This is a genomic window from Legionella sp. ST3F1 (genome assembly GCF_048553315.1).
In the GTDB taxonomy this organism is placed as follows: domain Bacteria; phylum Pseudomonadota; class Gammaproteobacteria; order Legionellales; family Legionellaceae; genus Tatlockia; species Tatlockia donaldsonii.
Genome location: NZ_JBLZIO010000012.1, coordinates 59,894 through 86,465, shown reverse-complemented (window position 1 = coordinate 86,465; position 26,572 = coordinate 59,894). Strand labels below are relative to the sequence as shown.

Genomic DNA, 26,572 nt, shown 5'->3' with positions numbered 1-26,572 from the left:
AAGGATTCAAGACTTTTTATCGAGTGTTTCGATATAATTCACACCCTATTAGCTTTAATACCTGTTCATTCAATGGGCTTATTTTAAAAACGAAAAGAAACAATGAATCAAGAAATACTGAATAAAATAGATGGTTATTGGCGGGCAGCGAATTACTTGTCAGTGGGACAAATTTATTTACGCGACAATCCACTGCTGAAACGTCCTTTGGCTTTCTCAGATATTAAGCCCAGGCTATTAGGGCATTGGGGAACAACGCCAGGACAAAACTTTATTTATGCCCATCTAAACCACGTCATTAAGAAATATGATCTGAATATGATCTATATCTCTGGTCCAGGGCATGGTGGCCCTGCAGTGGTCGCCAACGCTTACCTTGAAGGAACTTATAGCGAAATATACCCGGCTATTACTCAAGACGAAAACGGTTTGCGTCAATTGTTCGCCCAGTTTTCTTTTCCCGGTGGGATTCCAAGTCATGCATCGCCAGAATGTCCTGGTTCTATCCATGAAGGCGGCGAATTGGGATACTCGTTAAGCCATGCTTTTGGTGCGGTATTTGATAACCCGAATTTAATTGCTGCTTGTGTGATTGGCGATGGGGAAGCAGAGACCGGACCACTGGCCACGGCGTGGCATTCCAATAAATTTTTATGCCCGGTAACGGATGGTGCTGTGTTGCCTATCCTTCATTTAAACGGCTATAAAATAGCTAATCCAACGATTTTAGCCCGTATTACGGAAGAGGAATTAGAGCAATTATTTTACGGCTATGGTTGGGAGCCTTACTGGGTCGAAGGCGATGATCCTCTCCTGATGCATGAGAAGATGGCAACCGTCCTTGCAACGGTCATTGAGCAGATTAAGGGTATTCAGCACGATGCGCGCTCTAACAACAATACCCAACGCCTGCGCTGGCCGATGATTATTTTAAAAACGCCTAAGGGTTGGACCGCCCCTAAGGTGGTTGATGGTATACCGATTGAGGGGACATTCCGTTCCCATCAAGTACCGGTTGCTAATTGCTCAAGCAATGTAGAACATCTAAACATCCTGGAGCATTGGCTTAGAAGTTATCAACCAGAGACGCTGTTTGATGAGCAGGGTCGGCTACTCAATGAGTTAAGTGCCCTGGCGCCCGAAAATGAAAAACGGATGAGTGCAAGTCCTCATGCAAATGGCGGATTATTATTACAGCCACTCCAATTACCTGCAATTGAGAACTACTCGGTTCAGTTGTCCAGGCGCGGCATGCAGGGGATAGGGGATACCCATGTTTTGGGACCCTATATCAGAGATATAATCCAGTTAAATGCAAAAAATTTTCGTGTATTTGGGCCGGATGAAACCATATCCAATGGATTAGAAGCTGTATTTGAGGCAACGAATCGCCAATGGGATACCCAGATCGTCCCCACTGACAGCTTTTTAGCGTCGCAAGGCAGGGTGCTTGAAGTATTGAGCGAGCATCAATGTGAAGGGTGGTTAGAAGGCTACTTATTGACAGGGCGCCATGGCCTTTTTAATTGTTATGAGGCCTTCATTCATATTATTAGTTCCATGTTCAATCAACACGCCAAATGGCTAAAGGTCACATCAACGATTCCCTGGCGTAAAAAAATTGCTTCATTAAATTACTTACTCACCTCCCATGTTTGGCGACAAGATCACAACGGGTTTTCACATCAAGATCCTGGGTTTATCGACCATATCGTCAACAAGAAAGCAGGAATAATACGTGCCTATCTCCCTCCCGATGCCAATTGCCTGTTGTCTGTTATGCATCACTGTTTGGAGAGTAAACATTCTGTCAATGTGGTTATTGCCGGAAAACACCCAGCGCCGCAGTGGCTTTCAATGGAAGAAGCAAAACAGCATTGCGCTAATGGAATAGGGATTTGGGAGTGGGCAAGTCATGATAAAGGGAAATCCCCTGATGTCATCATGGCCTGTGCAGGCGATGTTCCTACCCTTGAGACCTTGGCTGCAGTTTCTATTTTACGTGCTGAATTACCCCATATAAAAATTCGCGTGATTAACGTGGTTGATTTAATGAAATTGCAACCGGCCCATGAGCATCCGCATGGCCTAAGTGACGAAGAGTTTGATCGGTTGTTTTCTCAGGATAAACCAATCATTTTTGCGTATCATGGCTACCCATGGCTCATCCATCGTCTGACCAGTAACCGATCCGGCCATAAAAATATACAGGTTAAAGGATATAGAGAGGAAGGGACTATTACGACACCTTTTGATATGACGGTATTAAATGAATTGGATCGTTTCCACCTGGTTCTGGAAGTGCTTAACCAGTTACCCCATTCAGGTAGCGAAGAACAAAAACTGGTTGAGAATACTAAAATAAAATTGTTAGAGCACCAACAGTACATCAGACAACATGGGCAAGATTTACCGGAAATTAGAAACTGGAAATGGGATTCCTCTCATTTTCAAGATAATACTCAAGATGAGAGTTTAGTAGAATACGAAGGTCATCATTAAGGTGGCCTGACCTATCCTATCCATTTTAATTCGTTACCCAAAGAAAGGCCTTAATCGTTTTGCCGCAGCGCGTTGTTCAAGTTGCTCAGAGGTCATTGGATGATCAAACTGTTTGATGGGGTAATGCGGATGGGGATTATAGGGACTTGGCATTGAATGAAGCACTTGTTCAGTTTTTTTTAGTAAAGTATCAAGTTGATAGTCTAGCAAAGGGGGTTTATTCACTTGATGATAGAGCTGTTTTGCCTGCTCAAGACCATCAATGATGGCTTGGGGAAACTGTGAAATGGATCCTCTTAGGGTCGCAATGTGATCCAAAATAGGCCCTGAAGCTTGCAGTTTTAAAAGTTGTTCTATTTCTAAATTCAGCTTCTGCAAGACATCTAAGAATTGCTTTTGTTTGTCAAGGAGTTGAGCCAAGGCCTTTGTCATCATGTGCTGTTTTTGAGGCTTTTTGTCTTTGAATGAAAAAGAGGTATGGCTGCTTTTATAACGAGCAATAATCTTGGAGAGGGAAGACGCTAATGTTCCTAAAATCGTTAAGAGTTGTCTTAAATCTTCATTTCCTACCGCATAAGCCAAGCGATCGATATTCATTTTAGCCGAATGCTGAGGCTGAATTCCGAGTAAATAAAGCAAATTTTGATCTATTTTTAACAAAAAGCTCAAGGCATCTTCACCGCTTAAACGGTATTGCAGGATTAATTGAATGGTAAGAATTTTTTCACCATCCGAAGAATCCTCATCGTCCGTTGCTATTTGAGGCAGTTTACCGAGAATAGACTTTGTCTCATGGAGATACAATGTGGCGTCATGAATCAAAGGGTCAAGGTTGGTAGAGATGTTACTCATAAGCGGGTTTTATCTTATTATGTAATCCCGGTTAATATTGATTTGATTATAGTGTAGGTATTCTAAAATCCAATAAGATTTTTCAATCGTTAATTGTTAAAATTGAAAAGTAACCCGGATTTATGGATTGTTATTAATTTATACAGGGATTTCCAATGAAAACAATATTACTTAGTCTCCTCATTGCATTTAGTAGCACCCTCATGGCCAGTGATTTAGGTAAAAAGACTTATGAAATGACATGCCAAACTTGTCATGATCCTCGTTTTGCTCCGGGGATGCATGCTCCGGCTGCATTCAATAAACAGGCATGGGCTATCCGATTTAATAAGGCAATCATGGAGTCGAAGAATAACCCGACCCGATTTAAAACAGCGATCGATTACTTACTCTATAAAGTAGGCACTGGAAAAGGATTAATGCCTCATGGCGGCTTATGTAAAGAAGCCGATGACTCGAATAAGAATTGCTCCGATGAAGCGATAGCAGCAGCTATTTATTATATGGCTGGTATGACAACAGACAATTAAAATGATATTGATAAGTTTTGGAATAAGACTGGTAACGCGCAATAGGTGCGTGAGTGCACTTCTTGCGCGTTAGCCCACGATAAATTAAAACTTGTTCACCACGGAGATAAGCTCTGGAGGAAGAACATCTTCTAATGCCTCAGCAGTTTCCTGATTTCGGGCTACGATTTCTAATTTATTAGTGACTTGTTGTTGAACGGCAGGATCATTCAAACCTTGGCTGATACGGGTTAGACCTGCATCTGGATTTGGAGTTGACATTCCCAAATGAGTGCGTGCAGCGCCAAAGAAAACGTGCTCACGAAATCTGCCATATCCTGGATTATCAACATCGGGTAAAATATCGGTTTCCACATAGTTGGGTTTAGTTGTAGACGGCATGTTAATTCTCCAGATTGTTTAATTTTTAAACATTATATCTTGTTTTTTTACTTATGGGAATAGGTGCGCGCTTTTTTTTCCCAAGGCTAATAATGAAGAAATTAAATCGGTATCGGAGGACACTCCAGTTCTGTGCTGTTGCTTAAACTATACTTAGGGAATATTTTCTTTGTTATAGGACATAATCATGAAGCAGTCTTCCAAAGAATCTTCACAAAATAAAGCGAAAAAATCGGTTAAAAAAGAGGATCTGAAGAATATTTCTGGAGGTCGTGCAGGCAACCTCGGTACTGGAGAGAGTTTACAAGACCAAGACCTTTCGGATCCTAGATTTCATGGGCTTCCAAGAAACCCAAGAAATCCGCGAACCTAGCTAAGAACAGAGGGCTATGCCGCTTAAAATCAGGCAATTGACCGCACAATACCCCCATCAACCCGTATTGCAGCGCCATTAGTCGCTGCAGATAGGGGGCTGCATAAAAATGCGACCATCGCGGCGATTTCATCGGGGGTAATGAAACGCTTGAGTAGCGAGGTTGGTCGTAAAGAGGTAAAGACTTCTTTTTCAATTTGCTCCGGTTTTTTGTTTTCTTCTTTTGCAATGTTTGCCACAAATTGCGTGATCCCCTCACTACTTGTCGGGCCGGGTAATACAGAATTAACAGTAACATTGCTTCCAACGGTTGTTTCCGCCAGGCCACGCGCGATAGACAGTTGGGCTGTTTTTGTCATGCCATAGTGAATCATTTCGGCAGGAATTTGTAAGCCTGATTCACTGGAAACAAAAATGATTCTTCCCCAGTCTCTTTTAAACATATCAGGCAGGTAATGACGGCTAAGACGTACGCCACTCATCACATTTGCGTCAAAGAACCGTTGCCAATCCTCATCAGAAATATCACCAAATGGTTTCGCCTCATAGATACCAAAATTATTAACCAGGATATCCAGGGTTGGTAATTGGTGAAAAATGGTTTCAAAATCCTGCTTTAGACTTAAATCCGCGGGAAGGGCAATGAGTTTGGCTTTGGGACAGGTCAATTTTATTTTTTGAATAGCCTCATCTACCCGTTGCTGCGTTCGGCCATTAATCGCAACGGTTGCTCCTTCCTTTACCAGTAATTGAGCAATGGCAAATCCAATGCCTGCCGTTGAACCGGTCACAAGCGCTGTCTTATTGGTTAATTGGTAGTCCATCAATCAGTCCTTGAAAAATAAGCGGGGTCTAGTGTATTGCTTTAGAGCGTAACATTAACTTTATCCTGCTGAAAGTACTAAGACGGGAATGGTGAGTGCCTGCGTAAAAATTATTCCAGAGCGATCAACAGGTTATTTTTTATACGTCGAGCCAAGCTGGTAAATGGTTCAATCCTTACCTATGATTAAAATATTGCCAGATTGGAGAGTTCAAATGAAACGCACAAAAAAGGTATCCGCCAAGAAAGTCAAAAAAATTGCCCGGGAAGAGTTAAAAGGAGTGAGTGGAGGTAGCCCACAAACCCAAACCGAATTCTCTTGTAGAATTGAGAATGGTGCAAGGGTGTGTACCGGATCTGGTACATTAGGTCCAGTCAATAATAGCAATCGAAAATAGCTCCGCATGAGGCATTGTTCAACACGTTTGCCAGAAATATCCTAAGGTTTTTCCCCTGTTATTATGAGCAGGCAATAACTGATATGAGTTAGAGAGTCTATTGCTCCATAATTTACTTTACTATTCTGGGTCACTCTAACTGGTTATGAGCAAAAAATTGAAACATTTTTTTTAAATTTGGACTACACTTTGAATTTATGCGCCTGCGATGTGGCATAAATAGCTCTGTGTGGCTTATAATTAAGCAAAAGCTGTGCGCTATGGAAGGCTAAAAATTAAGCAGCAAGAGCGCGACCATCAAATTTTTTAGCCATGGATATAGTTAGGAAACTAAGATGAATAAACCCTATCGCATATTGGTAGTAGAGGATTCTCAGCCTGCTCAGGTAGTTGCTAAACAACATTTGACAGATCTGGATTGTGTGGTCGATATTGCCGCGGATGGTGACAGCGCGATCGAAAAATGCAATACCGTTCCCTACGATGCAGTTCTAATGGATCTAGGCCTATACCCCGGTGAGAATGGTTTCGAGGTTGCAAAATTAATTAAAACCGAAAGCAAACACAACAAGGACACGCCTATTATTGTCCTTAGTATTCATAGCGAGGCGCAATTTTATGAGCAGGCGAAAGATGCTTATATAAGTGGTTTTATCTCCAAGCCATTTACTCGCTTTGAGGCAGCCGAGGTGGTTAATTTTATCGGGGGGGACTCTTTCAAGTCTGCGATTTGAGAGAGGTAAATAAAAACTTTTCACGCAAGGCTTGTGGACGTGTCTACAGAGCCATGACCTGCCTTATGCAAAGAATCCTACTTGGAATCCTGGACGCTTCAAGTAGGACTGCTAGAGCCTATTTTTATAGAAACAAGGTTCTGGCGTCAAAATAGAGTGATTTAATTAAGTTGTCTGGACTTTTAGAACGCAACTTACAGCGTATTGGGTTAACCCTAAAGAAATTTTCAGCATTAACTCACTTTCAAGACGTATTGGTATTTTTTAATCAAGGACATTCAATCCTTACTATTATGATCAGTCTCCTATTATTAATGATTTCAAATCCTATACAGAAAAACACCTGCTCAATGACAATTGTCGGGTTTTTCCAATAACTAATTTTTCTTTTTGATACGATGTAGGCTTATTCATTTGAAGATAAAAAAATGTGTGAATTAATTGTTCTAAAAAAGCAGCTACTCGAGCACGAAAATAAATCGAGCGCGCTCAATATACGTAAATTTTTTAAAAATTCCCAAGAAGATATTTTTTTAGGGGTTTCGACAGTTTTGCTGCGCCAGATAGCAAAGCATTTCATTACTCTTTCATTGACAAATCTTCTTGAACTTATGAGTTCGGATGTCCATGATGAACGCTCCATTGCGTATATCATACTATGCTTAAAGTTCAAAAAGGCCGATGAAAAAGAGCAACTAAATCTTTTTAATTTTTACATTGAACATCGACATACTATTCGCGATTGGGATGGGGTAGATGGGGTCGCTCCGTATGTTGTTGGTCCTTATCTTTTAAACCGTAAAAAAACATTACTCTACACATTAGTTCATTCTAAGAACATTTGGGATAGGCGTATTGCTATTATCTCAACCTGGTGGTTCATTCGCCACAATGAAATTGATCATACCCTTAAACTTGCTGAAATTTTGCTTTTAGATCAGGAAGATTTGATTCACAAAGCAACAGGTTGGATGTTACGAGAAGTTGGTAAGCGAAATATTTTGGCGTTAAAGCAATTTATTGATCTACATCATGCCCGCTTTTCCCGCACTACTTTAAGGTATGCAATTGAAAAGTTTCCACCAGAGGAACGTCAATATTATTTAAATTTAAGATAGGAAGACCCATGAGAATTGATTTTTATACCTATGTACATCAGTGTCAACGGAAGCAAATGTTCAATCTTGCAATGCATGCGGGTGAGATTAATTATAATGAGCCGGAAAAGCTATTGCCACTAGCCGAAGAGCTTGCTGTTTTTTTAACAGGTATACGCAGTCATGCTGATCACGAAGACATTTTTATCCATCCATTATTACGCAGAAAAATGCCCAGTGCTTCCCGTACTTTGGATAATGAACATGAAGAATTAAAAAAAGAACTATTAAATCTGGAAGAAAATTTTGCTCATATTCAGTTATTAACAAACCATTACCCGAAACGCCAGGAACAAGGGTTAGAGTTTTACCGCGCGCTTAATCGGTTCATTGCCAACTATCTTTACCATATAGATAAAGAAGAATATGTTATGCAAAATTTATGGGAGATTGCTGCTGCTCCGGAATTAAGTGGAATGATGATGGCATTTCAAGTTTATCATGATCCTGAAGAAGGAAGAAAATGGCTGAGTAATCATTTGCCGGCTATGAACTTTGACGAGCGTGTATTGATGTTTAAAACAGTGGAACTTATGGCACCTGCAAGTTGTTTTTTGTCAATGAGCAAGATCAGTGAAGAAATTCTCGGAGATAATACCTGGCAATCTATAAAACAACATTGTCATCAGTTAATAGCTTAGGGTCTCTTTTCGTTCCAATGATTGCCACACCCCGATTTCTCTTTTATTAGGGATTGGCATTTCAATAGAACCAAAGAGAGAGGATAGTAAGTGCAATTGTAGACTAGTCAGGGAGGAATAAGGACTGCGTTGCCAAACACCAATCTGAATTAAAGAGCCTGAATAGCGATCAGGCTCCATTTTCTTTTTACGCGTGCCCAGGCTTCATCCATGCGCCAGTCGAGGGAAGGTTGTTGCCAGCGCGTCTGCTACCTTGATTAAGGTTTTCTCATCCCGAACCAAGGCTTGATTGGTTTCAACTTCGATACCTGCATAATCTTGATCAAAAAATTGCTTGCGTAGAGCGCTGGTAAAACCGTCACTGATGCCAAGATAAGGGTAGTTCAGCCGGGTACGCAGTTGGCTATGGTGCTTCTTAAGCTGTTGTTGCCATTCTCGGGCAAGCATTTTTTCGCTTGCACGCCCTGGATCATAGAGAAAACCAATGTCTGCATTACGCTCTTTCGCGTTGAGGATTGGTGTAAAACTATGAATCGATAAGTGAATCACTTGCCGGTCTTGGGCAATTTGTTCTTCTATTTTCGCAACTACTGCCTGGCGAAAGGGCAAGTAATACTGCTGAATAAGTTGCTGTTTTTCTGCCTGGGGCAAGTTAATCGTGATTTCAGAAAAACAACGGGGATGAGTCAAACTGCGGTTGCAGTCAATCAGCAAGCGGGTTGCTTGCGCCTGAATAAAATCACAATTAAAAACCTGTTGCAAATAACGCGCTACAAACAAGGCGCCAAAATCGATACCACTATGGGATTCTAATAAGTGGCGGTAAGGGGCAAACTGCTTTTGATAAGCAACAGGTACCGTATTAACCGCATGTTCGCAACTTATTACAAGACCCACGGGTTTCATGATGGATTAAACATTTGATTCGTGTAGAGGCAATGCGTTAATTGGCGGTAAAGCCTGGCCAGTGTTGGTTTGGTGTAGTCATTTCCACAGGCGCGTAAAAGCCGCTCGCTTAAATTGCCTTGGCTTAAAATATATTCAAGCGCACGCTGACAAGGGTTATCCAAATCGCTGCTGACTCGTTCAAGAAGTTGCGACCAGATATCGCGACAACTGAGAGTCCGTTTTTGGGGTAATTGCCATTGTCTATATAATTCAGCATCATCAACAGTAACCGATAAACCCTCTTTGATGGTCTGCTCATAGACTGTTTTTAAGCGTTTAGAGTCACAAGGGGTGTCTAAATAATAGGGAGAGTTCTGTTGCCAATAGTTCAAAATAGCATGGATGGCCAGCGCAATAGCAATATCAGCCTGCACGCATTCCTGTGAGTCAAGAATGCGGATTTCGATGGCTTTGTAGTCAAATTTGGGAATCGCTGCTCTGGAGTTTAGCCATTCATATTGCAAAATCCCTTCGGGATCATAGGGACGAATATCGTCATACATGGGTGCCAAAATTGTTTCTCTGTACTCTTCCTCAGAACGAATAAATTCGGGAATGATGTCGCCGCTGATGGATGGGATCCGCTGTTGGTTTTTACCATAAAAATACAAGCGTGAATTTTTTAATCCGGTTGCTTTACCATCAAGGAAAGGGGTACTGGCTGCGAGCGCGGGGAGCAAAGGCAGTAGCAGACGAATCGTATTGTGCAATTGGCAAAACTCACCATCATTGGCAAAAGGTAAATTGACGTGCATGCTTTGTAGATTAGCCCAGCCATGCCCCTGACAATTAAAAATAGAATCATACTGGCGGTAAATGGCATTATTACCATGTGGCCACCGTTCTGTTTCCGTAAGTGGATTCATCCAGGGATGGGCGCCAGAAGGCATTAATTGTAAATTGTGCTGGTCTAATAACGGCTGTAAGGATTGTATGGCTTGCTGAAATTGCTCTACTAAGGGGGCATGCGGTGGTTTTGGGCCATTATTTTTTAGTTCCAGTACATGCATCACTAATTCATTGCTGGCAGCAATATCCCCATTGGGAAGTACTGTTTCGTTGACTTGTTTCCCTGCCAGAGCACTTAAGATCACATCACTTTTGGGTTGTACATTCAAACTGTTGCGATCCACCAGCATATACTCAATTTCGATGCCTAAAACAGAAGAAAGCGAATAATCAGACATAACCATGTTTCCTGCGAATACGTTGTAAAAAAACACCCATTATGTGTTCGTATAAAGAATCACCCAAAATTTTATCTTCTATGCCAAAGTCAATATTGGGATTATCATTCACTTCAATAACATAGTGCTTATCACCCTGGCTTTTGATATCGACACCGTATAAGCCATCACCAATTAAACGGGTACTTTTTAACGCGGTTTTAATAATGGCTTCAGGCACTTCATTAAGAGGAACAGTTTCAGTTGCCCCCTCTCTTTTCTCGCTCAAGGCATTCCAATTATAAATTTGCCAGTGATTTTTAGCCATGTAATAACGACAGGCGAAAATGGGTTTGTTATCTAAAATACCAATACGCCAATCATATTCCGTTGGAATAAAAGGTTGGATCAAAACCAGATCAGAAATCTTGAAAAATTGATTCAGGGATTTCTGTAACGATTTCGCATCATCGAGTTTAAGAACGCCATGGGAAAACGCACTGTCTGGCCTTTTTAAGATACAAGGAAACTCTATCTCTGGAAGATTTTTATCGTATTTACTGATAAAAGTAGTTTCTGGCGTCAATATTTGATGGCTACGCATTAATTCAGCCAGATAAACCTTATTGCTGCATTTGACGATGGATTGTGGATCATCAATCACAACCAGATTCTCCTGGGCAGCTCGTCTTGCCATTCGGTAGGTGTAATGGTTAACGGAAGTGGTTGCCCGTATAAACAAAGCGTCATATTCAGCAATGGATTTGTTGTCACTTTTTTCAATAAAGTCGATGTTTAATCCCAACTCCTCACCGGCACTGACAAAAAAATCCAAGGCTTTTTTGTTAGAGGGCGCATTCAATTCACAGGGGTCAATCAGAATCGCCAAATCATGAAAACGTTGCTTTTTACGCCATTGGTGAAAGCGTTTCTTCGATAAATAATTTTCAGCGGCTTGCTTCATAAATTCGAGATGATGCTCGGGAACATCGTTCAGTGATAAGGGCAGCAGTTTTTTAATCCGCCACTGTTTCTTTTTCTCCAGGATGAAGCGAAGCATTGGCAGGGGGAATAAGCCATGCAATTTTTTAGCAAGGGTCGCATGACGTTTAGCCATATTTTGGCCAAAATAGAGGCTTAGAATAAATTCATCCCCCTTAATGTCCTGAAGACTGTGTTGAATTTCTTCATCAATATCCTGTGAAATAAGAATCGATAGACTCACGTTGAGTACATCCTGGATATTATGGACTGAGGGAATGGCTTTATGATCACGGGCATGGGCCAGTAGTGAGACATAATAACCAATGGTCTGATGGCCATAGGATTGGCAAAGATTAATCACCCGCATCGACTTGCTTTGATGATAATTTTCACTGGACAAGTAATCTAAAGCATTAACAATATTGGCGAGTGGGCTTAAAAATTCCCAGCTTGGTGGGTCATCCGTTACTATTATAGTTTGCATTCACGACTCTTTGGGTTGAATTATAAGTAACACAGCATCATAGGTTAGGACGCCGAGCATGATGGCATTAATTAGGCGGTGGCCGCTTACTTTGTAATAATTGTCATGGGAAATCGGGTTTTCGCGATGCGGATCAGCGACAACAATGAGTCTCCTTTTATTGTCATAACCGCAGAGCACAACAAAATGGCCACAGGGAGTGCCTCGAATATCATCATAAATAGATTCTCCTTGTTTAGTGAAACGTTCACGTGCACTACGATATAAATAAGTCGCACTAAGCCCGGTTAATATCGGGATACCTTGAGAGAAATACTCTTTAAGCAATTGCACACTCAGCGTACGAAAGCGCACCTGACCGCCTAGATCCAGGTATTCCAGGAAAGCGTGGCTTGCTTGAGTGAATCCTTTCTCTCTTTTATGTTTCATTTGTGCTTTTAGCTTAAGCATCAGCATTTTTTGGCAGGCTTCCCCTTGGTCACCTCTGAACCAGGTTGGATCAAATACATTAAGATTGTTAATGTAAATCGTTGTCTGAAATCCATGTTGTAAGGCATGTTTGCCTAACATGGGGGCGTGGGTTCCCCCTGAAAGAGAACGCTCTACCTTACTAATGACCTGTTCAAGACTGATATCCATGCCATAAAAGCGATAAATAGCATGTAGACTGGTGGGGCCACAAGTTTCATCATCAGGTTGTGTGTGAATGGTTAAGTTGATCATGATGGCCTAAATTCAGTCGCATAGAGATTAAGCATTCCTTGTTAACGTTAGACGGCATGCATGGGTTTGTCAATTAGGCAAAATAATAAAAGCGCCTCTCCCTTAATAATGCAACAGGGGTACGCCAGGAATAGAGAATAAGCGCATAACAAAACTAATAATGGGAATTAAAAGACCGAAAGAAATAATAATAGATAGTGATGGGGTGAAGTAGGCAGGCGCTTTGTTTATGCTCAGATCATTGGCAGGAGGGAGGATTGGTTGTCGTGTCAACAGATGAGCCATCAGCAATAAACCATAAAAATAAAAAGAATAAAAACCAAGTTTACCCAGGAAGGTAGGCATATCGGTGGTACGAACATAGTCAATTGGGAAGTTAAGCAGAAATAAACTGATAAGCCACATGAAGAGTAATTGAGCCGTATTTGTTTTTTTATCAATGGCGGTTATCCAGAGACAGGCAAAAGGAAGAATTAACAAGGGAAAATAATATAACCAACCGAAAGGACTCATTAATAACATCATGACCAAGGTCAAACAAAACGGTTGGTGATTCTGGACTGTCGATTTTCCGGTACTTTTTTTCAGGTACCAGAAGAGAAGGCTGAAAAATAGAAAAATATAGGCTGTCTTAATGGCGATTAAACTCTGTGTTTTATCGTGCACATCAATAAATAAACGGAACAGAAAACCATAAAGAGACGCATTCCAACTATCACCGTACCAAAGAACCCGGGTCATCATGGAAAAATATTGCTTGTAAATAGTTGTCCCTAAAACAACCCATGGGATAAGGCACAGTACCAGCAGGGTAACGCACATGACCATAAAGACTTTGTAGCGGCCTTGTTTTAAGACAAAGAAAAAAAGTAAGGCCGGAAAGAATTTCATCGCGATGATGATGCCCCAAAGTAGGCCGGCACTATATTCTCTGTTGTTAAGGTAACAATAATAACCGGTCATGATAAAGAAAAATAAAATGGAACCAAATTGGGCAATGGCCGTATCCATGACTGTTGCGAACAAGGATAAATAAATGAGGTATAAACTCAGCCAATTCTTCTTAATGAAATCGGCAGGAAAGGCCAGCTTAAAACTAAAATGAGCCCCGATTAATCCTAACAGTAAAGAAAGGCCTGACCAGATAATCAAGGCCAGATCATAGTTAAGGCGTAATAAAGGAGTGAGTACCCAGAGCACAATGGGTGGATTAAGATTAGCGGATAACTTTTTTATGGTAAGCAGATAAGTCGTATATAAACTTTGATAGGGATTATCTCCGGTATCAAAAAGCTGAAAGGCGGAGTAAAACGATGAAAAATCGAGTTTATATTGATAAGTAAAAACAAAATAAAATAACACACTATAGGTGCTAAGAAGGAGGAGTAATACAGCGATTTGCCAGTGGCGAAAATTCATTTTTTGCACTCATTGACCGTTTATTCCAGCTTTATTAGGGACTGTTTCTATGTCGCTAGCTTGAGTTCTTAGGGTTGATTTGTTGGGTATCGCAGCAGAGCATACATCTTGGTATGTGGGCAGCGAAGCGCAGACAATCAACCCTAAGCGCTAATCCCTAATTTAATACCTTAACTGATAACTCTAGACTAAAGGTAGCGACTTCTTCAGGGTTTTTAAGATAATCAGTAAAAGCCCTGATTTGGATTGGCTTGTTTACCCGCTCACCGGACTTTTTAGATTCCAAGAGCATCTCCTTGACCCGATCGCCTTCTTCACAGACAAAATAAACATCGGATTCAGGCCGGCGAAGAAATTGGGCCTGAAACGATTTAAACGCAACGGATACTTTCAAGTTGGCCCGCTTTGCGTGATAGAAACTATGTAAGCCGCCAGCAAGATCAGCACCCACTGCCAAGGCGCCGAAATACATGGAGTTAAGATGGTTTTTACTACGTCTTCTTAAAGCTATTTTAGCAACAATTTTTTGCTCATCGAGAGCGATTAGTTTGGGTTTCAAATGGCCAATCAAAGGAACTTGAAAATGGCCAAAATACCAGAGGAAAAATTTAAACCGAGTGAAATCCTTCATTAACCTTCCTTGTTAACTACCTGTAAGTTAGAAACGATTTTCTTGACGCCTCGCACGGCATTGACCCGCTTTATTATCGCGACAATGGATTTTTTTTGCTTGAGATTTCCAGACAGGGTGACAGTACCATTTGTTGTGGTTGCATTGATGCCGACTAACGGAATTGATTCATCGTCAAACACCTTGGCTCGTAAAATAGCCGCTTCGACTTTGGCAGTAATATAAGCATCGGTTAAGGCAGTGTTTACCTGCTTGATGACCAATTCATCGGTTTCAACGGCCTTTACCCCTTTGGTTACTTTGGCAAGTCGAAGGGCATCTACATAGGCTTGTCTATTTTTTACATGGCCACGTAAGGTCACAATACCATCTTTCGTTGAGACGTAGATTTTCAAAGGATTAAGATCACGGTTTTTAGTAAATTTGGCAGTAATTTTTGTCGTGATAACGGAATCGCTTAATTTTTGCTCGAATTCTTTTAAGTTGCTCTCAGCATGGACAAAACTGGCAAATAAAATCAATAGAATACTGAAGATGAAATTCGATAAGGAACGCATTCTAAGCTGCAATTTTCGTAAACATGGCAAGAGTATATCATCTTTGGCTTGGCTACCAAGGGGTTTCAAGCAGTTAATGCACAGAATTATCCACAGAATTTGTGGATAAAAATGGATGGGTTTATGATAAGCAAAAACAAAAAATCCTTTAAAATCAAGAGGATATAATAAAATTAATTTTAAGTAAGTGAGGGGTGTTAACAAGGGAAGAAAAGTTATTCACAGTGAGGCACAGAAATAGACGAGATGATTCTATCAGATAATTCTGAAAATTCCACTATTGCCAGATATTTATTTTGGGTTGATAAAAAAATTAAAGTAACTACGTTCTTAACTATGTTCTAAAGAACTGAAATCGGGTATAAAAGCGCGATAAAACAGAGGAGGGAATGGTATGCCGCAATTGCTTTTAGAATACAGTGCCAATGTCATCGAGAAAGATAAGATCACTGCGGTGTTTCCTTTACTCCATGCTGTTTTATCGCAAGATCTGCCCGCGCAATTAGGCAATTGCAAGAGCAGGGCAGTAGAATGCAAGGATTATTATATCGCTGATGGGCAACCGCAACAGGCCTTTATTCTTGTTAACTTGACAATATTGGCTGGTCGCAGTGAGGAGACCTTACAAAAGGTGGGTGAGAAATTGATCGCTGTCTTAAAGCAACATTTTTCTGCATCGCTTAATAAGCTGCAATTACAAATTTTTCTTGAAATTGATGTACTGGAAAAACATTATTTTAAAATAACGAGTGCAGAGCCCGAGTTAAAACTTTAGACAGGATAATTATGAAAATAGAATTACGCGTAGGATTTAAGCCTTACTTTAACGTCTCAGAGCTTTCAGCAGTTGAGCTGAAAACTCTTAAAGAGCATGTGAAGCAGTCTTTGGCACAATATTATGCCCCAGATTTGAAGATTTACTCTCAAACCTATGGCAATACCAATACCATATACCTTACCGTGCAGAGCATTGATGAGGAAAATGGAAAGTGGCGTGTTGAGTTTAGTGAGCAAGGCGAAATCGATAAAAGGGCTTGGGTGAATCCTCAAAATCCCTGTGACATCCTGGTCACTGCTTATGAAGAAGGGAGTTCTCTTTCAGTAAGCCTTCCCTAAGAGAATAGTGCAGGGAACTTAACTTGCTTCCTTGCACTTCCGCACCATCATTCGTTAAGAATCATGTTTGCTCATCGTCATATTCTGGATTAAATAAGGCGGGTTATTTGCCTTGATAACGATCACAGAAAAATCAATAGTCATGTTTAATTCTGGGATGGCGATGGACTGATTAACCCGCCAATAATGAATGCCAAAAGAGAAACCTGATCTGACGACTGTCGCTGGACCTAAGGCAACTGGATGCAGGGTTAACTTCTCGGCGCGTATCACATTAACCTGATCACCAACAAAATCTTCCAAAGCTTCCCAGGCTGTGGGCATATAATTTTCCTGTAAAATAGCAAAATTTTCAGGGGTTACCGTGTAATCAATCGACAGGGTAGAAATAAGAACCTGTCGTGTCCATGCGGCTACGTCGTTATCGTCAGCATAATTAAGAGAAGGAAAAATAAGAAGTACTATTAAGAGGATGCGTAGGAATCGATGGTTTTTCACGATGAGTCCTTCTGCTATTTTGCCATGGTTTCTCAGCCCCAAAAGAAGCTAACAAGGGCGCAAAACTAATCGGTTGCTTAGAGTATAGCAGAGAGGGGTTTGCTTTTTTACAAGGTATAGCAAGTCGCGTAAGCTTAGAGACCGAAGCCTGATTTTAATCGTTGCAGGACATGTTTTGCTCTTTCCATGTCTTCATCGTCCAAAGCCAATTCCAGCTCAGTGAGTGCTATTCGCACGCTCTTGGGATTGAGTCGCCTAATTCCGCGTAAAAGAAAGCCAATCGCCACAAATACCAGCATACTAAAGTAAGGGTGTTCGCATACAAAATGCTGTAGTGATGTCATAAATTCCCTTAACGTTGTTTTCCTTCTCTCATTGTAGTTAATCAAGTAAAGAAAAAATAAAGGCTATTAAAATAAATAATTTATGGTTTATTTTCAACCAATTCCCAACACTAGGTTATAATTAAGAAGAAAGAAAGGGATGGCAGGAGGTTATCCTTCTTAAAGCTAAGGGATTACTATGAATAAACTGTCAATTATTATCATTGTATTGGTCATAGTGGGAATGCTGTTTCTATTATTCCCTGAGACTGCCATATCACCTGCGCCACAGGAAACTACACCCCCTTCACCGGTATCAAATTCATAAGCAGGAGAGTAAAACACTTGGCTGATTATTGGGAGAATATCATGTCAAAAGGGAAAGATGGGAAAGGAAGCAGAATGTCTAGTATGACTGGATTAGATATTTCAGTCTTGTTATTAGCTTTTGCAGTATCCATTGGAGCAACATGGATTGCTCATCATCGAGTTTCGTTACTGGAAGCAAAAATGCAAGAAAAACAGGTAGAGATTAATCGACTCAATCAAAAAATAGTAGAACTGAATTTATTGACAAAAGATGTACTCTTTAACTCGTCATTTACGGTAAGAGAAAAAATTCTCAATGAAAAGTTAGAAAAAATTAATCATGACTGGAAACGATATTTAAACGGTCAGGAAGCAACAAAAGCGACCTTGTTTTTGCCAAATTCTATAAGCAAAGGCGCGAAACCGGAATCACCAGTAAAAAAGAATTGAGCCTGGGTTAGCTAGTTAACAGACTTAATTGGATTAAATGAGAGTGGGGATTTAATCGCTATTCCTGGTTTGTTATTGGGCAAACCAGGTCAATACAAATACGCTATCATTTTGAAACCTGTTAAAATCGCAGCAATTAAAGACTTGGTATAACCACGAGGACTGTGAATGCAAGATCAATACGGGATCTATCAAGGTCCAGAAAGACGTTTATATAGAGAGCATAAATATATCACCCTGGTGATGAATGAGCTGGATAATAAAATTGGCAAAACTGATTTTCGTGATCTACAACAGGTACAGGACATTGCGAGCGATCTGAATAACCTGGTCAATTTGCTTGGTTTTCATGCCAAACATGAAGATGAAAAAATTCATGGGTTATTTAAAAAACATAATAGCTATGTTTTTCAGGAAGTAGAGGCTGATCATCAACATCATGAAGCCATTTTTAATGCCCTTAAAAATAAACTTGCGGCTATCAGGAGAGCCAATTCCGATAAAGAACGAATTGAGAGTGGATATCATTTCTCTTTGAGCTACAGAAAATTGATTGCAGAAAATTTAGAGCATCTTCATAAGGAAGAAACGCAGTTAATGCCAGAGCTTGCTCGCCTGTGCAGCAAAGAAGATCTCGAATCGATCGATTATCCCGTCTATCAGGTCATGACTGCCGAGGAAATTGTCGGGATGTTAAAAACCCTGTTTGCAGTTTTAAATCCTGACGATAAAGAATATTTTATTCGTGATATTGCGCATGCTGCACCCTCTAAGTTGATAGAAAACTGGGCGAATATCGCTGCGCTCTTAACAGCGGCTGAAATGGCTGATATGGGCAAGCGCGTGGGACTTATCAAACAGTTGTCAGCCAAACAAAATGAGCAACTATCCCTGGTGGACTAAGCGCATAACTTCACTGACAAACACCGGCCCAGGATCGTTTTTATCGGTTTGGTAATTGGGATCACGCTCAAGCCACAGCGGTGTATTTTTAAAATTTAAATACTCATTATGGCCAATAACATGGGTTATTTCCGGGTATTTCTTTTTTAAATAACAAACTAAAAACGCATTTGCTCTCACTTGTGCATCGGTTAAGTCGTCTTTACTGTCCACTCCACCAATATTTTCAATCCCAATCGCGTAATGGTTTAAGCCGATCACATGTCTCGCCATCCAATTGTCAGGCATAAGCTGATAAATACTGCCGTCGCGATCAACAACAAAATGGCTGGAGACATTTAAGTTGCCAGGCAGTTCTTTTATACGGGGGGAGCTTTGGGGAAAAGTAGGCGGATTAAATATACGTAAGGTGGCTTTGAGTGATGGGATGCAAGTCCAATGCAATACAATCATTTTAGGTTCAATTTCAATTGATTTGGAGTCAATTCCATAATGGGTTAACTGATACTGCCGGGTTAAGGCAATACGCTCTTGATCAAATTGAATGGGCGCTTTATGAATAACCTGGGCATCATGGCAAGAAAAGGCATGTACCAGAGAACTCATAAAAAATAAGAAGGGTATAAAAAATTTCATATTACGCTTTTAACACCATGAAGTAAGCAGTCACATAATTGGGTAAATGGCGGTTTGCTTGATAGAAGGCCTCTTTTCCTGCATAACTGCCTGTTAAAAAATCGACTTGATAAAGGTTATTTTGGAATGCACCACCAGTATCAGCAAGAATACCTGCTCGTGTCCTTATTTTTCCGGTCTGGTCAGGATATTGCACCATAAGCAGTTTTCCGAGGCCAAGCTGCTCAAGATCGGCTGCAAAAGTAACCTGGCTATTGACGGTAATTTTATACTCAGCATCTTTCCCATATCCTTTGATCCCGTTTACTGGCTTAAAATACCAATAGCGCTCCTGCTTATAGGGATTTTTGGCTTTATCGTAGGGAATGTTGTTGTTGCGATTAACGTTAAAGATTTTTATCTGTCCATGGTTGCCAAAATCAGCGACGACTGTGCCTTGCATTAAAGCGGCTTCCAAATCATCTCGATTTAAATAAGCGAGAACAGGAACATTTTTATTGGCTAAAGCACCCTTCAAGATAGCTTGTTTGCCATAGTGGAAACGAACAAGCTCCGGTTTGGCATTGGCTTCTTCGAGGGTGAGCGCTTCTTCATCTTTTGGAAGCGCATAGAGCGCAAAGGGATAAGCCGGGCTTGGTTTGCTGGATACTTTGGCACGATGGACGTAATACTTCGTCATTAAAATTTTATCGTTGGGTAAATTAGCAAGAAGGAGTTTGGTTCTAAGTGTTTTGGCTTGTTCGCTGTCTGGATACCAGCGAATAAAATCAAAGTGCTTTTTTACAAAAGCAGGGTCCTGCAGCTCATTTTGGTGTTGGCAAATAAAGGTTAAGGTCGCTTTGACTCGTGCCAGGGGCAGTTTAAAAACCTTGCCTTCATGGATCACCTGAGGGTCATAGTGATTGCCTTTATTTAAATAAGCCAGTGTTTCTTTAGCGGTTGCACAAAGGGCTGGCCCATCAATCTCATAATGCCCGGCGGGCAATGGTTCAGCAGGAACGAAACGAGGGGCAGCAATAGCGTGGAAGCTAATGAGCAAACTATAAAAAAGAGTTTTTATCTTCATTGTTCATAATAATTTTTATAGGAAGCCCAAAATTATACCATATTCGTAACCGGTAAAGTGAAAGGACTTGATTTGTTCCAGGAGAGCAGGCGCAACCCAGCCGATGCTTTGCAGGCAAAAGTCTGGAGCCCTTTCTCCAGGTGTAAATCTTTACATACTAGGAGGATTATATACGTTATGGGGAATGACAATCGGTAGTTTGGGCAATGGCACTGATCTTCCGAACAAGGTGTGACGAATTAATTGGCTACAATACTGATGATAACCTGCTGATTCCTGAATGTTCTTTTGAAAATCGGTTAAATTATCCAATTTAACTTGGACGCCAAGTTTCACCATGGTTCTAAATTCAGGATCCTGGGGACCATCATACAGAGCACCTAATTCGGTCCATAGACTATGTAAAACTTGCCCTTTAATTCGTCCCCAAATAGCAGTTAAATCCTTTTCTAACAGCGAAAAAAAGTGCATTAAAGCACGGTAGTCGTCAGCAGTTTGAGGGTGGGTAAATTGCGCCAGGTAATTCATGGCAATTGTTTTAACAATTCGGTTTCTTCTTTCTTCGATGGCAAGCTGAAGGGCAGTCTCCAACTTAACAAAATCGTTCTGCTTGGGCTCAAAGATAGAGACTTCACCTGTTTCAAAGTGATACACCCATCCATGAATCGTTAGCTGCTTGGAGGCAAGCTTTTCAGCAACATGAGGATAGGTTTTTAAATGTTCAATTTGCGCTAATACATTCTTTCTAATTGCTATCTGTACTTTGAGTGCAAAATCATCATTATTAGTTTCTGTCCCAATCTCTTCTAATACGGAATGGGAATGGCTAACCCAGGAAGCGACAGAGGGTAAATTGCTTTTAATCGTTGGTGATAATAGTCCTTTTACCGCGCCGCAATCAGAGTGGCCACAAATGATGATGTCTTTTACTTTCAGTACTTCCACTGCATATTCAATCGTAGCGGCTTCGCTCGATTCATTAGGATAAGCGGGAACAATATTTCCTGCATTGCGATGAACCAATAATTCTCCGGGTTGGGATTGGGTGATTAAGCCAATACGCGAGTCTATACAGGTAATCAAAAGAGTCTCAGGGAATTGAACGTCGCTTAATCGTTTAAGGATAGCCAAGATCCCCTCATCAGTTTTGGTTTGAAGTTGACGGATGTGACGCATTAACTTGATTAACATGGGTGCTCCTTTGTTCGGTCATCCCTGGGCTTGACCTTAAACAGTGATATTCCAAACAAAGGTAACCAATTGTGTCTATAACGTCAATTTATTTGCAATATTGTAAAGCAATCGGATGACGTCTAATGGGGACGAACTTGATCGTCGTTCGAGACAGGTTCTCGTCTCAAACATGCAGCGACCGCTTCTTTTTGCTGCGCAGGGCAAAAACATAAATAAGTACCCTTACCACGTGCTTCTTTTACAGTCATTACCCCATCAAGTCCTTGCAGTTCCTCGAGTTGATCGGGACGTACATTGGATAACCGCAAAGTAACCGTATCCCACTTTTTCTTATAGATTTCATGATTCTTTTCTAGTGTGAGGGATAAATCAGGTTGATAGACCATAGGTAAGCGAGTTAAATGCACACCAAACTGATTAAGGTCGGGGAAGGCTGCTAAGGCAATGTGAAGCGCTCGAGTGTAATTGGGTCCTATCACCGTTTGGTTTTTAACCGATTTACATTTTACAAATAATTCAAGAGGGTCTTCAGTCAGTTTTTTTTCCATCAAGGTCACGGGAATAACCCTGCTCTTCGGAAAAAATTCTTTTACCCAATCCACCAAATGAAGGGGGGCCAGGATTGCTCTTATTTCTGAGGAGGGAACAGCATGTGTTTCTCCCGGTACTCTCACTTCGCCGAAATAAGACTCCGTTTCCTCTTGGGTTGGTACCCCGCAGAGGCGTAGATTGGGCCAGTAATTGACGGCTATGTCTTTATGGCTTTCTGGTCCGTAGATTTTTCCTTCTCGCGAAAATAGAAAAACCACAGAATTTATTAAAGCGTCTGATACTTGATAAGCAGCTAATCTCTTTGCGTCGAAATGGCGTTCACAGGCAATGGCCCAGAAACCTTCTTTTTCATCATAAACGAGACTTTGAATGGTTTCGTCAAGCTGCCGGGGATCGGTTAAATTAACTTGATTGTAGCAAAGCTGATTATCGGGCGTATCATATTTCAAAGAGCCTCGTATTGATGAAGGCTGAGGAACTGTCAGTCCAAGTCTGGCAATGGAAGCCAAAATATTTCTTGCGTGTTCAATATCATAATTATTTTCAAAAAAAGTTCCAAATCCACAGTGCATTGTCAGTTTCTCCATTCATTTAAAGCGGTATTTTAAATAATCCTGACTATTTTTTTAAGATTTTGTTAAAAATAAATAATTTTTGGTACAGTAAAAATCTTGTTGATCGTAATAAATTCAACTCATTTTCAGCGGTTGATCTTAAGAAGAAAAGTGCTCATGATTCAGCGCATACGAAGTCTTTGGAGTCGATAATGTTACAGAGTATAAGGGCGGCCCTTTTTGCATTGTTTATGATCAGCATGATGGCGAATAGCAGTTATGGGCAAACAGAGCCCTTGGTCAACCCGTCCGTACAATTGCTCATTGAGGAAGCAAGGCAAAAATACCCTAACGATACGAAGTACATTAGTGCCTATATCCGTATGAACTTCGCAGCGATTCAACGTTATCAAAAATACATTGCTCAGTGTATTGAACGTCGGGGTACTCCCCTAGGTTGTACTGATTTAATTACGTCTAATCCCAACATGACTGAGGAAGAAAAAGATAAGGAGCCCGTTAAAGAGCTGCTTATCAAAGATGGTGTTATCACTATCATACCCAATACCAAGGTATTCGGCTTTTTGCAGGAAAATGACACCATTATTGCTACCCCTTCCTACAACAATAAGGAAATAAGCTGGTCTTACTCAGGTGGCCTATTTAATGCCTCAACCGAAGAGTTGCCGTCAGGAGTTAACTATTGTCCACCAACCAGTGAGTTATCATCCTCAATCCAAAACGGGCAAATGGTGAGTCATTTGAATAGTCGCTGGATGGTTTCAATCGCAGCAACGGGCAAGCCTGTTGATGCAATTAGCAATAGTGAGTTAAGTTTTGCCTGGGCAACCACACAGAAAGTTCCTAATGGAAAAATAGTTTGTGTGTATAAAATAAATACTCCTAAAAGGCCGTATTATGTGGCGCTGTATTCGCAGAGTGCCTTGACAAAAAATCCCGAATCCGGTTTATGGAATGTTGAATCGCCAGGGTTTTGTCGCAGTAAAAAGGCTGACCCCAAAGACTGCCCTTTTTAGCAAGATGAAAGAGTAATTTGTAAAAAATTTAAACCAAACTAAATAAACTTAGTTTAGTAGAGCTATGCATAAAGTAAATAGTCATGGAGCTAAAACCAATTTATGGGCAGCAAGCGCTCCTAATGAATTGTCTCGAGAGACACGCTAACTAATCGAAGATGAAGCCAATGATCTTTTTTAGTCCCGCAAATCTTTGGGAAGTTGCCATTAAAAGTAGTTTGCAGAGGAATAACTTTCAGGTCGATACGAGAGTTCTTCGGCGAAATTTACTGGATTCCTATATTGAACTGCCACTAACAAGTGCCACTCTGTATTTATCCAAAATTTACCCGCTATACATAAGGATTTTTTTGATAGAATACTTGTGGCTCAAGCTACGGTAGAGGGTATAACTTTACTTACATCAGAGGCCATTGTCGCTCAATATCCTGATCCGATTGATCTAGTTTAATTCCCAATACCTTGTCTATCATTCGTCTTGCTAATGCGGCCAAAACCGGGTTGGAATTCTTATAATAGGGCAGCATGATGAGCGCGATTGATAGAGCCCAGCCTCGCCCTCTTTCCCAGGTGTTGTCATCAATATTTTTTAAATGGGTTCTAAAAACGTTTCTTGAATGTGAGTTCAATAAGCTCCAGGCAATCACCAAATCACAGGCAGGGTCACCGATGCCCACATCAGAAAAATCAATCACCGCACTTAGGCGATGGTTTTGTACTAAAATATTGCCTGGTAGAAAATCCCCATGTATCCACACAGGTGCTTTATCCCATGAGGGAGAATTGGATAGCTGATGCCATAAAGAGGTGACGTCTTGGGTATTAATCTCCCCTTCTAATTCGCTTATTGCTTGTTTTGTCTCTTCATCCAGCTCTTTTAAAGATACTCCGCGTCTGGAAAGAGGGCCGTTAGCCAGGTTTATTTCGTGGAGTTCATTTAAAAAAGCAGCTAACTCTTTAGCCAATAATTCATATTCGTCTTTTCTTTCAAAGGGGGGATTATGGCCTTCATTCCATTGGGTGACGAGCCAAGACCAGGGATAGGATTGATAAGGATGACCTTTAAACAAAGGCACCGAAACAGGGAGATGCAGCTGTTCTGCAAGTCTGGGAACCCATTCATATTCTTTATGGATACTTTTAGTGGCCCAATCGATGCGAGGAAGTCGAACAACATAATCAGTGCCCAAGCGAAATAGGGCATTGTCTGTACCGCTTGATAAAATAGCTTGTAGAGACAAATTAGCCCATTGAGGGCATTGCGCTTTGAGTAGGGTATGAACAAGGGTCGCGTCTATACTTACCTCATTTTCATGCATTTTTGTCATGGTTTTTATCCCTTGCCTCCCTGTTCACTCTCTTTAGTGATTGCCCCATGAGATGGAGCAGGAGAAATCGCAGAGTGAATTAGAACAGTTAAATTTTGAGCTATATTCTAAAAGCCCCTGTTGCTAAAGGCGATAGAAAACCTGTTAGTTGATAAAGATTTTGCTGCTTCGCTCTTTGAGGCGCTTAATGGAGAAACCTATGGCGGTACAACTCAATCATACGATTGTATGGTCGCGCAATCAAAAAAAATCGGCTCAATTCTTCACTGAGATTCTTGGATTAGCGGAGGCCAGTGCTTACGGTCCCTTCCTGGTAGTTGAAATGAGTAATGCAGTTAGCCTCGATTTTTATGAGACTGATAATGACATTACATCCCAGCATTATGCTTTTTTAGTGACAGAATCCGAGTTCGATGAAATCTTTAGCAGGATTCGTCAACGCGGGCTTACTTATTGGGCCGATCCTGGTCAAACACAAGGGGGTAAAATTAATCATCGTGATGGGGGAAAGGGTGTTTATTTTGAAGATCCTGATGGCCATCTGCTTGAGTTGATGACCAGACCTTATGGGCGTAAACAGTAGACCTGATATTATAATTGCTCTCTGATAGCTGGCATTTGCAAGGCTGTTGTAATCAATTCGGTACGATTGCGGCATTTTAGCTTTACTTTCACGGCATCAAGATAATGCTCAACGGTTTTGGGCGATAAATTGAGCGTATTGGCAATTTGCTTGATTGTCATCCCTTTAACCAAATAATAAAGACAATCCATTTGTCGTTTGGTCAAATGGCGTGCTCTAAGAAAGGGTTGTTCTCCCAGGTCTTGTATTTGCTTGGAAAGGTTAGAATTGCTTAGAGCAGTGATCTCATTCACGGTATTTATTAAGGAGTTTTCATCGTCCAGTAAAAAAGAAAGGCCGAAAACACCTATCACTTTCCCTAATGAGGTGCGTAAAGGTCTTTTGTGGCTAATATAACAATGTAATTCTTTGCCATTTAACCAAACGGGTTCAATATAGGTTTTTGCCTTATTCGTTTGGATGACTTCCTGATCATTTTTTATGAGAGCAGGCGCCTGGTTTTTCCAGGCGAGATCATAATCGGTTGCACCAAGGATATCCTGCTCAGAGGGTATATTATTAACCTCTAGCATCGTTTGATTGCTACTCATGAAACAACCTTTGAGGTCTTTTGAATAAACATTGACAGAGGCTAATTCAAATAAAGGTTCTAAGTGGTTTAAGAGAAGTGATTCTTCAGTTTTCATAAAATAACGGTATACCAACGATGAGCTAGCCTCA

The 26,572-nt window shown here is 40.8% G+C and carries 31 protein-coding genes; 13 read left to right on the top strand and 18 right to left on the bottom strand.

From position 1 onward, the window contains the following. Positions 1 to 102 precede the first annotated feature (102 nt). Positions 103 to 2,502 carry a phosphoketolase gene (locus ACN4Z1_RS09785; protein WP_228362884.1) on the top strand — a complete coding sequence of 800 codons (2,400 nt, stop codon included), beginning with the start codon at positions 103 to 105 and terminating at the stop codon, positions 2,500 to 2,502. A 33-nt stretch (positions 2,503 to 2,535) separates the two neighbouring features. On the opposite strand, the gene ACN4Z1_RS09780 is transcribed toward ACN4Z1_RS09785, so the two are convergent. Beyond that, positions 2,536 to 3,354, bottom strand: a complete 819-nt coding sequence (locus tag ACN4Z1_RS09780) for a hypothetical protein (protein ID WP_228362883.1) — start codon at positions 3,352 to 3,354, stop codon at positions 2,536 to 2,538. 155 nt (positions 3,355 to 3,509) lie between these two features. Between ACN4Z1_RS09780 and ACN4Z1_RS09775 the strand changes: the two genes are divergently transcribed. Then, positions 3,510 to 3,884 (top strand): c-type cytochrome, encoded by a 375-nt coding sequence (locus ACN4Z1_RS09775; protein WP_228362882.1) that lies wholly within the window; start codon positions 3,510 to 3,512, stop codon positions 3,882 to 3,884. An 84-nt stretch (positions 3,885 to 3,968) separates the two neighbouring features. Here ACN4Z1_RS09775 and ACN4Z1_RS09770 read toward each other — a convergent pair whose 3' ends face one another. Next, positions 3,969 to 4,265: a hypothetical protein gene (locus tag ACN4Z1_RS09770; RefSeq protein WP_115222184.1), complete on the bottom strand. Its 297-nt coding sequence runs from the start codon at positions 4,263 to 4,265 to the stop codon at positions 3,969 to 3,971. 187 nt (positions 4,266 to 4,452) lie between these two features. Between ACN4Z1_RS09770 and ACN4Z1_RS09765 the strand changes: the two genes are divergently transcribed. Further along, positions 4,453 to 4,638, top strand: coding sequence for a hypothetical protein (locus tag ACN4Z1_RS09765; protein ID WP_228362881.1), 186 nt, complete (start codon positions 4,453 to 4,455; stop codon positions 4,636 to 4,638). A 29-nt stretch (positions 4,639 to 4,667) separates the two neighbouring features. Here the strand turns inward: ACN4Z1_RS09765 and ACN4Z1_RS09760 are convergent, their stop codons facing one another. Beyond that, entirely contained in the window at positions 4,668 to 5,462 is a 795-nt protein-coding gene (locus tag ACN4Z1_RS09760) for an SDR family NAD(P)-dependent oxidoreductase (protein ID WP_228362880.1), read from the bottom strand. A 214-nt stretch (positions 5,463 to 5,676) separates the two neighbouring features. Between ACN4Z1_RS09760 and ACN4Z1_RS09755 the strand changes: the two genes are divergently transcribed. The 4 genes from ACN4Z1_RS09755 to ACN4Z1_RS09740 all read left to right on the top strand — a co-directional run bounded on the left by ACN4Z1_RS09755 (position 5,677) and on the right by ACN4Z1_RS09740 (position 8,391). Beyond that, positions 5,677 to 5,859: a hypothetical protein gene (locus tag ACN4Z1_RS09755; protein ID WP_228362879.1), complete on the top strand. Its 183-nt coding sequence runs from the start codon at positions 5,677 to 5,679 to the stop codon at positions 5,857 to 5,859. 335 nt (positions 5,860 to 6,194) lie between these two features. Beyond that, positions 6,195 to 6,593, top strand: coding sequence for a response regulator (locus ACN4Z1_RS09750; protein ID WP_228362878.1), 399 nt, complete (start codon positions 6,195 to 6,197; stop codon positions 6,591 to 6,593). A gap of 428 nt (positions 6,594 to 7,021) precedes the next feature. After that, positions 7,022 to 7,711, top strand: coding sequence for a DNA alkylation repair protein (locus tag ACN4Z1_RS09745; RefSeq protein WP_228362877.1), 690 nt, complete (start codon positions 7,022 to 7,024; stop codon positions 7,709 to 7,711). 8 nt (positions 7,712 to 7,719) lie between these two features. Further along, entirely contained in the window at positions 7,720 to 8,391 is a 672-nt protein-coding gene (locus tag ACN4Z1_RS09740) for a hemerythrin domain-containing protein (protein ID WP_228362876.1), read from the top strand. A 204-nt stretch (positions 8,392 to 8,595) separates the two neighbouring features. Here ACN4Z1_RS09740 and ACN4Z1_RS09735 read toward each other — a convergent pair whose 3' ends face one another. From ACN4Z1_RS09735 to ACN4Z1_RS09705, 7 genes are all read right to left on the bottom strand, one after another. Then, positions 8,596 to 9,297 carry an N-formylglutamate amidohydrolase gene (locus ACN4Z1_RS09735; RefSeq protein ID WP_228362875.1) on the bottom strand — a complete coding sequence of 234 codons (702 nt, stop codon included), beginning with the start codon at positions 9,295 to 9,297 and terminating at the stop codon, positions 8,596 to 8,598. Further along, positions 9,294 to 10,526 (bottom strand): glutamate-cysteine ligase family protein, encoded by a 1,233-nt coding sequence (locus ACN4Z1_RS09730; protein ID WP_228362874.1) that lies wholly within the window; start codon positions 10,524 to 10,526, stop codon positions 9,294 to 9,296. The genes ACN4Z1_RS09735 and ACN4Z1_RS09730 overlap by 4 nt, the downstream gene beginning before the upstream one ends. Next, entirely contained in the window at positions 10,519 to 11,973 is a 1,455-nt protein-coding gene (locus ACN4Z1_RS09725) for a RimK family protein (protein ID WP_228362873.1), read from the bottom strand. Before ACN4Z1_RS09725 ends, ACN4Z1_RS09730 begins: the two co-directional genes overlap by 8 nt. Next, positions 11,974 to 12,696, bottom strand: a complete 723-nt coding sequence (locus ACN4Z1_RS09720; protein ID WP_115222173.1) for a C39 family peptidase — start codon at positions 12,694 to 12,696, stop codon at positions 11,974 to 11,976. It lies immediately after the preceding gene. A gap of 102 nt (positions 12,697 to 12,798) precedes the next feature. Beyond that, the gene (locus tag ACN4Z1_RS09715) at positions 12,799 to 14,115 is read right to left on the bottom strand and encodes a glycosyltransferase family 87 protein (RefSeq protein ID WP_228362872.1); all 1,317 of its coding nucleotides are present in this window, start codon (positions 14,113 to 14,115) and stop codon (positions 12,799 to 12,801) included. A 157-nt stretch (positions 14,116 to 14,272) separates the two neighbouring features. Further along, the gene (locus tag ACN4Z1_RS09710; RefSeq protein WP_115222171.1) at positions 14,273 to 14,746 is read right to left on the bottom strand and encodes a PaaI family thioesterase; all 474 of its coding nucleotides are present in this window, start codon (positions 14,744 to 14,746) and stop codon (positions 14,273 to 14,275) included. Further along, positions 14,746 to 15,303, bottom strand: a complete 558-nt coding sequence (locus tag ACN4Z1_RS09705) for a BON domain-containing protein (RefSeq protein WP_115222765.1) — start codon at positions 15,301 to 15,303, stop codon at positions 14,746 to 14,748. The genes ACN4Z1_RS09710 and ACN4Z1_RS09705 overlap by 1 nt, the downstream gene beginning before the upstream one ends. 394 nt (positions 15,304 to 15,697) lie before the next feature. Between ACN4Z1_RS09705 and ACN4Z1_RS09700 the strand changes: the two genes are divergently transcribed. Both ACN4Z1_RS09700 and ACN4Z1_RS09695 read left to right on the top strand, forming a co-directional pair. Continuing rightward, positions 15,698 to 16,078: a 5-carboxymethyl-2-hydroxymuconate Delta-isomerase gene (locus ACN4Z1_RS09700; protein ID WP_115222170.1), complete on the top strand. Its 381-nt coding sequence runs from the start codon at positions 15,698 to 15,700 to the stop codon at positions 16,076 to 16,078. An 11-nt stretch (positions 16,079 to 16,089) separates the two neighbouring features. Continuing rightward, complete coding sequence (locus ACN4Z1_RS09695; protein ID WP_228362871.1) at positions 16,090 to 16,419, top strand: hypothetical protein; 330 nt, start codon at positions 16,090 to 16,092, stop codon at positions 16,417 to 16,419. 54 nt (positions 16,420 to 16,473) lie between these two features. Here the strand turns inward: ACN4Z1_RS09695 and ACN4Z1_RS09690 are convergent, their stop codons facing one another. Next, positions 16,474 to 16,917 carry a hypothetical protein gene (locus tag ACN4Z1_RS09690; protein WP_228362870.1) on the bottom strand — a complete coding sequence of 148 codons (444 nt, stop codon included), beginning with the start codon at positions 16,915 to 16,917 and terminating at the stop codon, positions 16,474 to 16,476. 134 nt (positions 16,918 to 17,051) lie between these two features. Further along, positions 17,052 to 17,261, bottom strand: a complete 210-nt coding sequence (locus tag ACN4Z1_RS09685) for a hypothetical protein (RefSeq protein ID WP_228362869.1) — start codon at positions 17,259 to 17,261, stop codon at positions 17,052 to 17,054. 348 nt (positions 17,262 to 17,609) lie between these two features. Between ACN4Z1_RS09685 and ACN4Z1_RS09680 the strand changes: the two genes are divergently transcribed. Next, positions 17,610 to 17,999 (top strand): hypothetical protein, encoded by a 390-nt coding sequence (locus ACN4Z1_RS09680; protein WP_115222166.1) that lies wholly within the window; start codon positions 17,610 to 17,612, stop codon positions 17,997 to 17,999. Between the two features lie 168 nt (positions 18,000 to 18,167). After that, positions 18,168 to 18,902 (top strand): hemerythrin domain-containing protein, encoded by a 735-nt coding sequence (locus tag ACN4Z1_RS09675; protein ID WP_228362868.1) that lies wholly within the window; start codon positions 18,168 to 18,170, stop codon positions 18,900 to 18,902. On the opposite strand, the gene ACN4Z1_RS09670 is transcribed toward ACN4Z1_RS09675, so the two are convergent. The 4 genes from ACN4Z1_RS09670 to ACN4Z1_RS09655 form a co-directional block, all read right to left on the bottom strand. Next, a complete protein-coding gene (locus tag ACN4Z1_RS09670) occupies positions 18,885 to 19,538 on the bottom strand; it encodes an N-acetylmuramoyl-L-alanine amidase (RefSeq protein ID WP_228362867.1) in 654 nt (217 codons plus the stop codon). The two genes, ACN4Z1_RS09675 and ACN4Z1_RS09670, sit on opposite strands and share 18 nt — an antisense overlap. Position 19,539: 1 nt before the next feature. After that, the gene (locus ACN4Z1_RS09665; RefSeq protein ID WP_228362866.1) at positions 19,540 to 20,604 is read right to left on the bottom strand and encodes a hypothetical protein; all 1,065 of its coding nucleotides are present in this window, start codon (positions 20,602 to 20,604) and stop codon (positions 19,540 to 19,542) included. 150 nt (positions 20,605 to 20,754) lie between these two features. Continuing rightward, positions 20,755 to 21,795 carry a carbonic anhydrase gene (locus ACN4Z1_RS09660; protein WP_228362865.1) on the bottom strand — a complete coding sequence of 347 codons (1,041 nt, stop codon included), beginning with the start codon at positions 21,793 to 21,795 and terminating at the stop codon, positions 20,755 to 20,757. 122 nt (positions 21,796 to 21,917) lie between these two features. Beyond that, complete coding sequence (locus tag ACN4Z1_RS09655; RefSeq protein WP_228362864.1) at positions 21,918 to 22,922, bottom strand: hypothetical protein; 1,005 nt, start codon at positions 22,920 to 22,922, stop codon at positions 21,918 to 21,920. A 194-nt stretch (positions 22,923 to 23,116) separates the two neighbouring features. Between ACN4Z1_RS09655 and ACN4Z1_RS09650 the strand changes: the two genes are divergently transcribed. Further along, the gene (locus ACN4Z1_RS09650) at positions 23,117 to 23,941 is read left to right on the top strand and encodes a hypothetical protein (protein WP_228362863.1); all 825 of its coding nucleotides are present in this window, start codon (positions 23,117 to 23,119) and stop codon (positions 23,939 to 23,941) included. A gap of 398 nt (positions 23,942 to 24,339) precedes the next feature. Here the strand turns inward: ACN4Z1_RS09650 and ACN4Z1_RS09645 are convergent, their stop codons facing one another. Then, a complete protein-coding gene (locus tag ACN4Z1_RS09645) occupies positions 24,340 to 25,269 on the bottom strand; it encodes an aminoglycoside phosphotransferase family protein (protein WP_228362862.1) in 930 nt (309 codons plus the stop codon). Between the two features lie 199 nt (positions 25,270 to 25,468). Here ACN4Z1_RS09645 and ACN4Z1_RS09640 point away from each other — a divergent pair, with 199 nt between their 5' ends. Further along, on the top strand, positions 25,469 to 25,852 hold the full coding sequence (locus ACN4Z1_RS09640) for a VOC family protein (protein ID WP_228362861.1): 384 nt from the start codon (positions 25,469 to 25,471) through the stop codon (positions 25,850 to 25,852). 8 nt (positions 25,853 to 25,860) lie between these two features. On the opposite strand, the gene ACN4Z1_RS09635 is transcribed toward ACN4Z1_RS09640, so the two are convergent. Next, positions 25,861 to 26,538 carry a PAS and helix-turn-helix domain-containing protein gene (locus ACN4Z1_RS09635; RefSeq protein ID WP_228362860.1) on the bottom strand — a complete coding sequence of 226 codons (678 nt, stop codon included), beginning with the start codon at positions 26,536 to 26,538 and terminating at the stop codon, positions 25,861 to 25,863. Positions 26,539 to 26,572: the final 34 nt, after the last annotated feature.

Bases quoted from the DNA above. Each gene is read 5' to 3' on its own strand.
- ACN4Z1_RS09785 (WP_228362884.1), top strand. From the start codon at position 103: ATGAATCAAGAAATACTGAATAAAATAGATGGTTATTGGCGGGCAGCG.
- ACN4Z1_RS09780 (WP_228362883.1), bottom strand. From the start codon at position 3,354: ATGAGTAACATCTCTACCAACCTTGACCCTTTGATTCATGACGCCACA.
- ACN4Z1_RS09775 (WP_228362882.1), top strand. From the start codon at position 3,510: ATGAAAACAATATTACTTAGTCTCCTCATTGCATTTAGTAGCACCCTC.
- ACN4Z1_RS09770 (WP_115222184.1), bottom strand. From the start codon at position 4,265: ATGCCGTCTACAACTAAACCCAACTATGTGGAAACCGATATTTTACCC.
- ACN4Z1_RS09765 (WP_228362881.1), top strand. From the start codon at position 4,453: ATGAAGCAGTCTTCCAAAGAATCTTCACAAAATAAAGCGAAAAAATCG.
- ACN4Z1_RS09760 (WP_228362880.1), bottom strand. From the start codon at position 5,462: ATGGACTACCAATTAACCAATAAGACAGCGCTTGTGACCGGTTCAACG.
- ACN4Z1_RS09755 (WP_228362879.1), top strand. From the start codon at position 5,677: ATGAAACGCACAAAAAAGGTATCCGCCAAGAAAGTCAAAAAAATTGCC.
- ACN4Z1_RS09750 (WP_228362878.1), top strand. From the start codon at position 6,195: ATGAATAAACCCTATCGCATATTGGTAGTAGAGGATTCTCAGCCTGCT.
- ACN4Z1_RS09745 (WP_228362877.1), top strand. From the start codon at position 7,022: ATGTGTGAATTAATTGTTCTAAAAAAGCAGCTACTCGAGCACGAAAAT.
- ACN4Z1_RS09740 (WP_228362876.1), top strand. From the start codon at position 7,720: ATGAGAATTGATTTTTATACCTATGTACATCAGTGTCAACGGAAGCAA.
- ACN4Z1_RS09735 (WP_228362875.1), bottom strand. From the start codon at position 9,297: ATGAAACCCGTGGGTCTTGTAATAAGTTGCGAACATGCGGTTAATACG.
- ACN4Z1_RS09730 (WP_228362874.1), bottom strand. From the start codon at position 10,526: ATGTCTGATTATTCGCTTTCTTCTGTTTTAGGCATCGAAATTGAGTAT.
- ACN4Z1_RS09725 (WP_228362873.1), bottom strand. From the start codon at position 11,973: ATGCAAACTATAATAGTAACGGATGACCCACCAAGCTGGGAATTTTTA.
- ACN4Z1_RS09720 (WP_115222173.1), bottom strand. From the start codon at position 12,696: ATGATCAACTTAACCATTCACACACAACCTGATGATGAAACTTGTGGC.
- ACN4Z1_RS09715 (WP_228362872.1), bottom strand. From the start codon at position 14,115: ATGAATTTTCGCCACTGGCAAATCGCTGTATTACTCCTCCTTCTTAGC.
- ACN4Z1_RS09710 (WP_115222171.1), bottom strand. From the start codon at position 14,746: ATGAAGGATTTCACTCGGTTTAAATTTTTCCTCTGGTATTTTGGCCAT.
- ACN4Z1_RS09705 (WP_115222765.1), bottom strand. From the start codon at position 15,303: ATGCGTTCCTTATCGAATTTCATCTTCAGTATTCTATTGATTTTATTT.
- ACN4Z1_RS09700 (WP_115222170.1), top strand. From the start codon at position 15,698: ATGCCGCAATTGCTTTTAGAATACAGTGCCAATGTCATCGAGAAAGAT.
- ACN4Z1_RS09695 (WP_228362871.1), top strand. From the start codon at position 16,090: ATGAAAATAGAATTACGCGTAGGATTTAAGCCTTACTTTAACGTCTCA.
- ACN4Z1_RS09685 (WP_228362869.1), bottom strand. From the start codon at position 17,261: ATGACATCACTACAGCATTTTGTATGCGAACACCCTTACTTTAGTATG.
- ACN4Z1_RS09680 (WP_115222166.1), top strand. From the start codon at position 17,610: ATGTCAAAAGGGAAAGATGGGAAAGGAAGCAGAATGTCTAGTATGACT.
- ACN4Z1_RS09675 (WP_228362868.1), top strand. From the start codon at position 18,168: ATGCAAGATCAATACGGGATCTATCAAGGTCCAGAAAGACGTTTATAT.
- ACN4Z1_RS09670 (WP_228362867.1), bottom strand. From the start codon at position 19,538: ATGAAATTTTTTATACCCTTCTTATTTTTTATGAGTTCTCTGGTACAT.
- ACN4Z1_RS09665 (WP_228362866.1), bottom strand. From the start codon at position 20,604: ATGAAGATAAAAACTCTTTTTTATAGTTTGCTCATTAGCTTCCACGCT.
- ACN4Z1_RS09660 (WP_228362865.1), bottom strand. From the start codon at position 21,795: ATGTTAATCAAGTTAATGCGTCACATCCGTCAACTTCAAACCAAAACT.
- ACN4Z1_RS09655 (WP_228362864.1), bottom strand. From the start codon at position 22,922: ATGCACTGTGGATTTGGAACTTTTTTTGAAAATAATTATGATATTGAA.
- ACN4Z1_RS09650 (WP_228362863.1), top strand. From the start codon at position 23,117: ATGTTACAGAGTATAAGGGCGGCCCTTTTTGCATTGTTTATGATCAGC.
- ACN4Z1_RS09645 (WP_228362862.1), bottom strand. From the start codon at position 25,269: ATGACAAAAATGCATGAAAATGAGGTAAGTATAGACGCGACCCTTGTT.
- ACN4Z1_RS09640 (WP_228362861.1), top strand. From the start codon at position 25,469: ATGGCGGTACAACTCAATCATACGATTGTATGGTCGCGCAATCAAAAA.
- ACN4Z1_RS09635 (WP_228362860.1), bottom strand. From the start codon at position 26,538: ATGAAAACTGAAGAATCACTTCTCTTAAACCACTTAGAACCTTTATTT.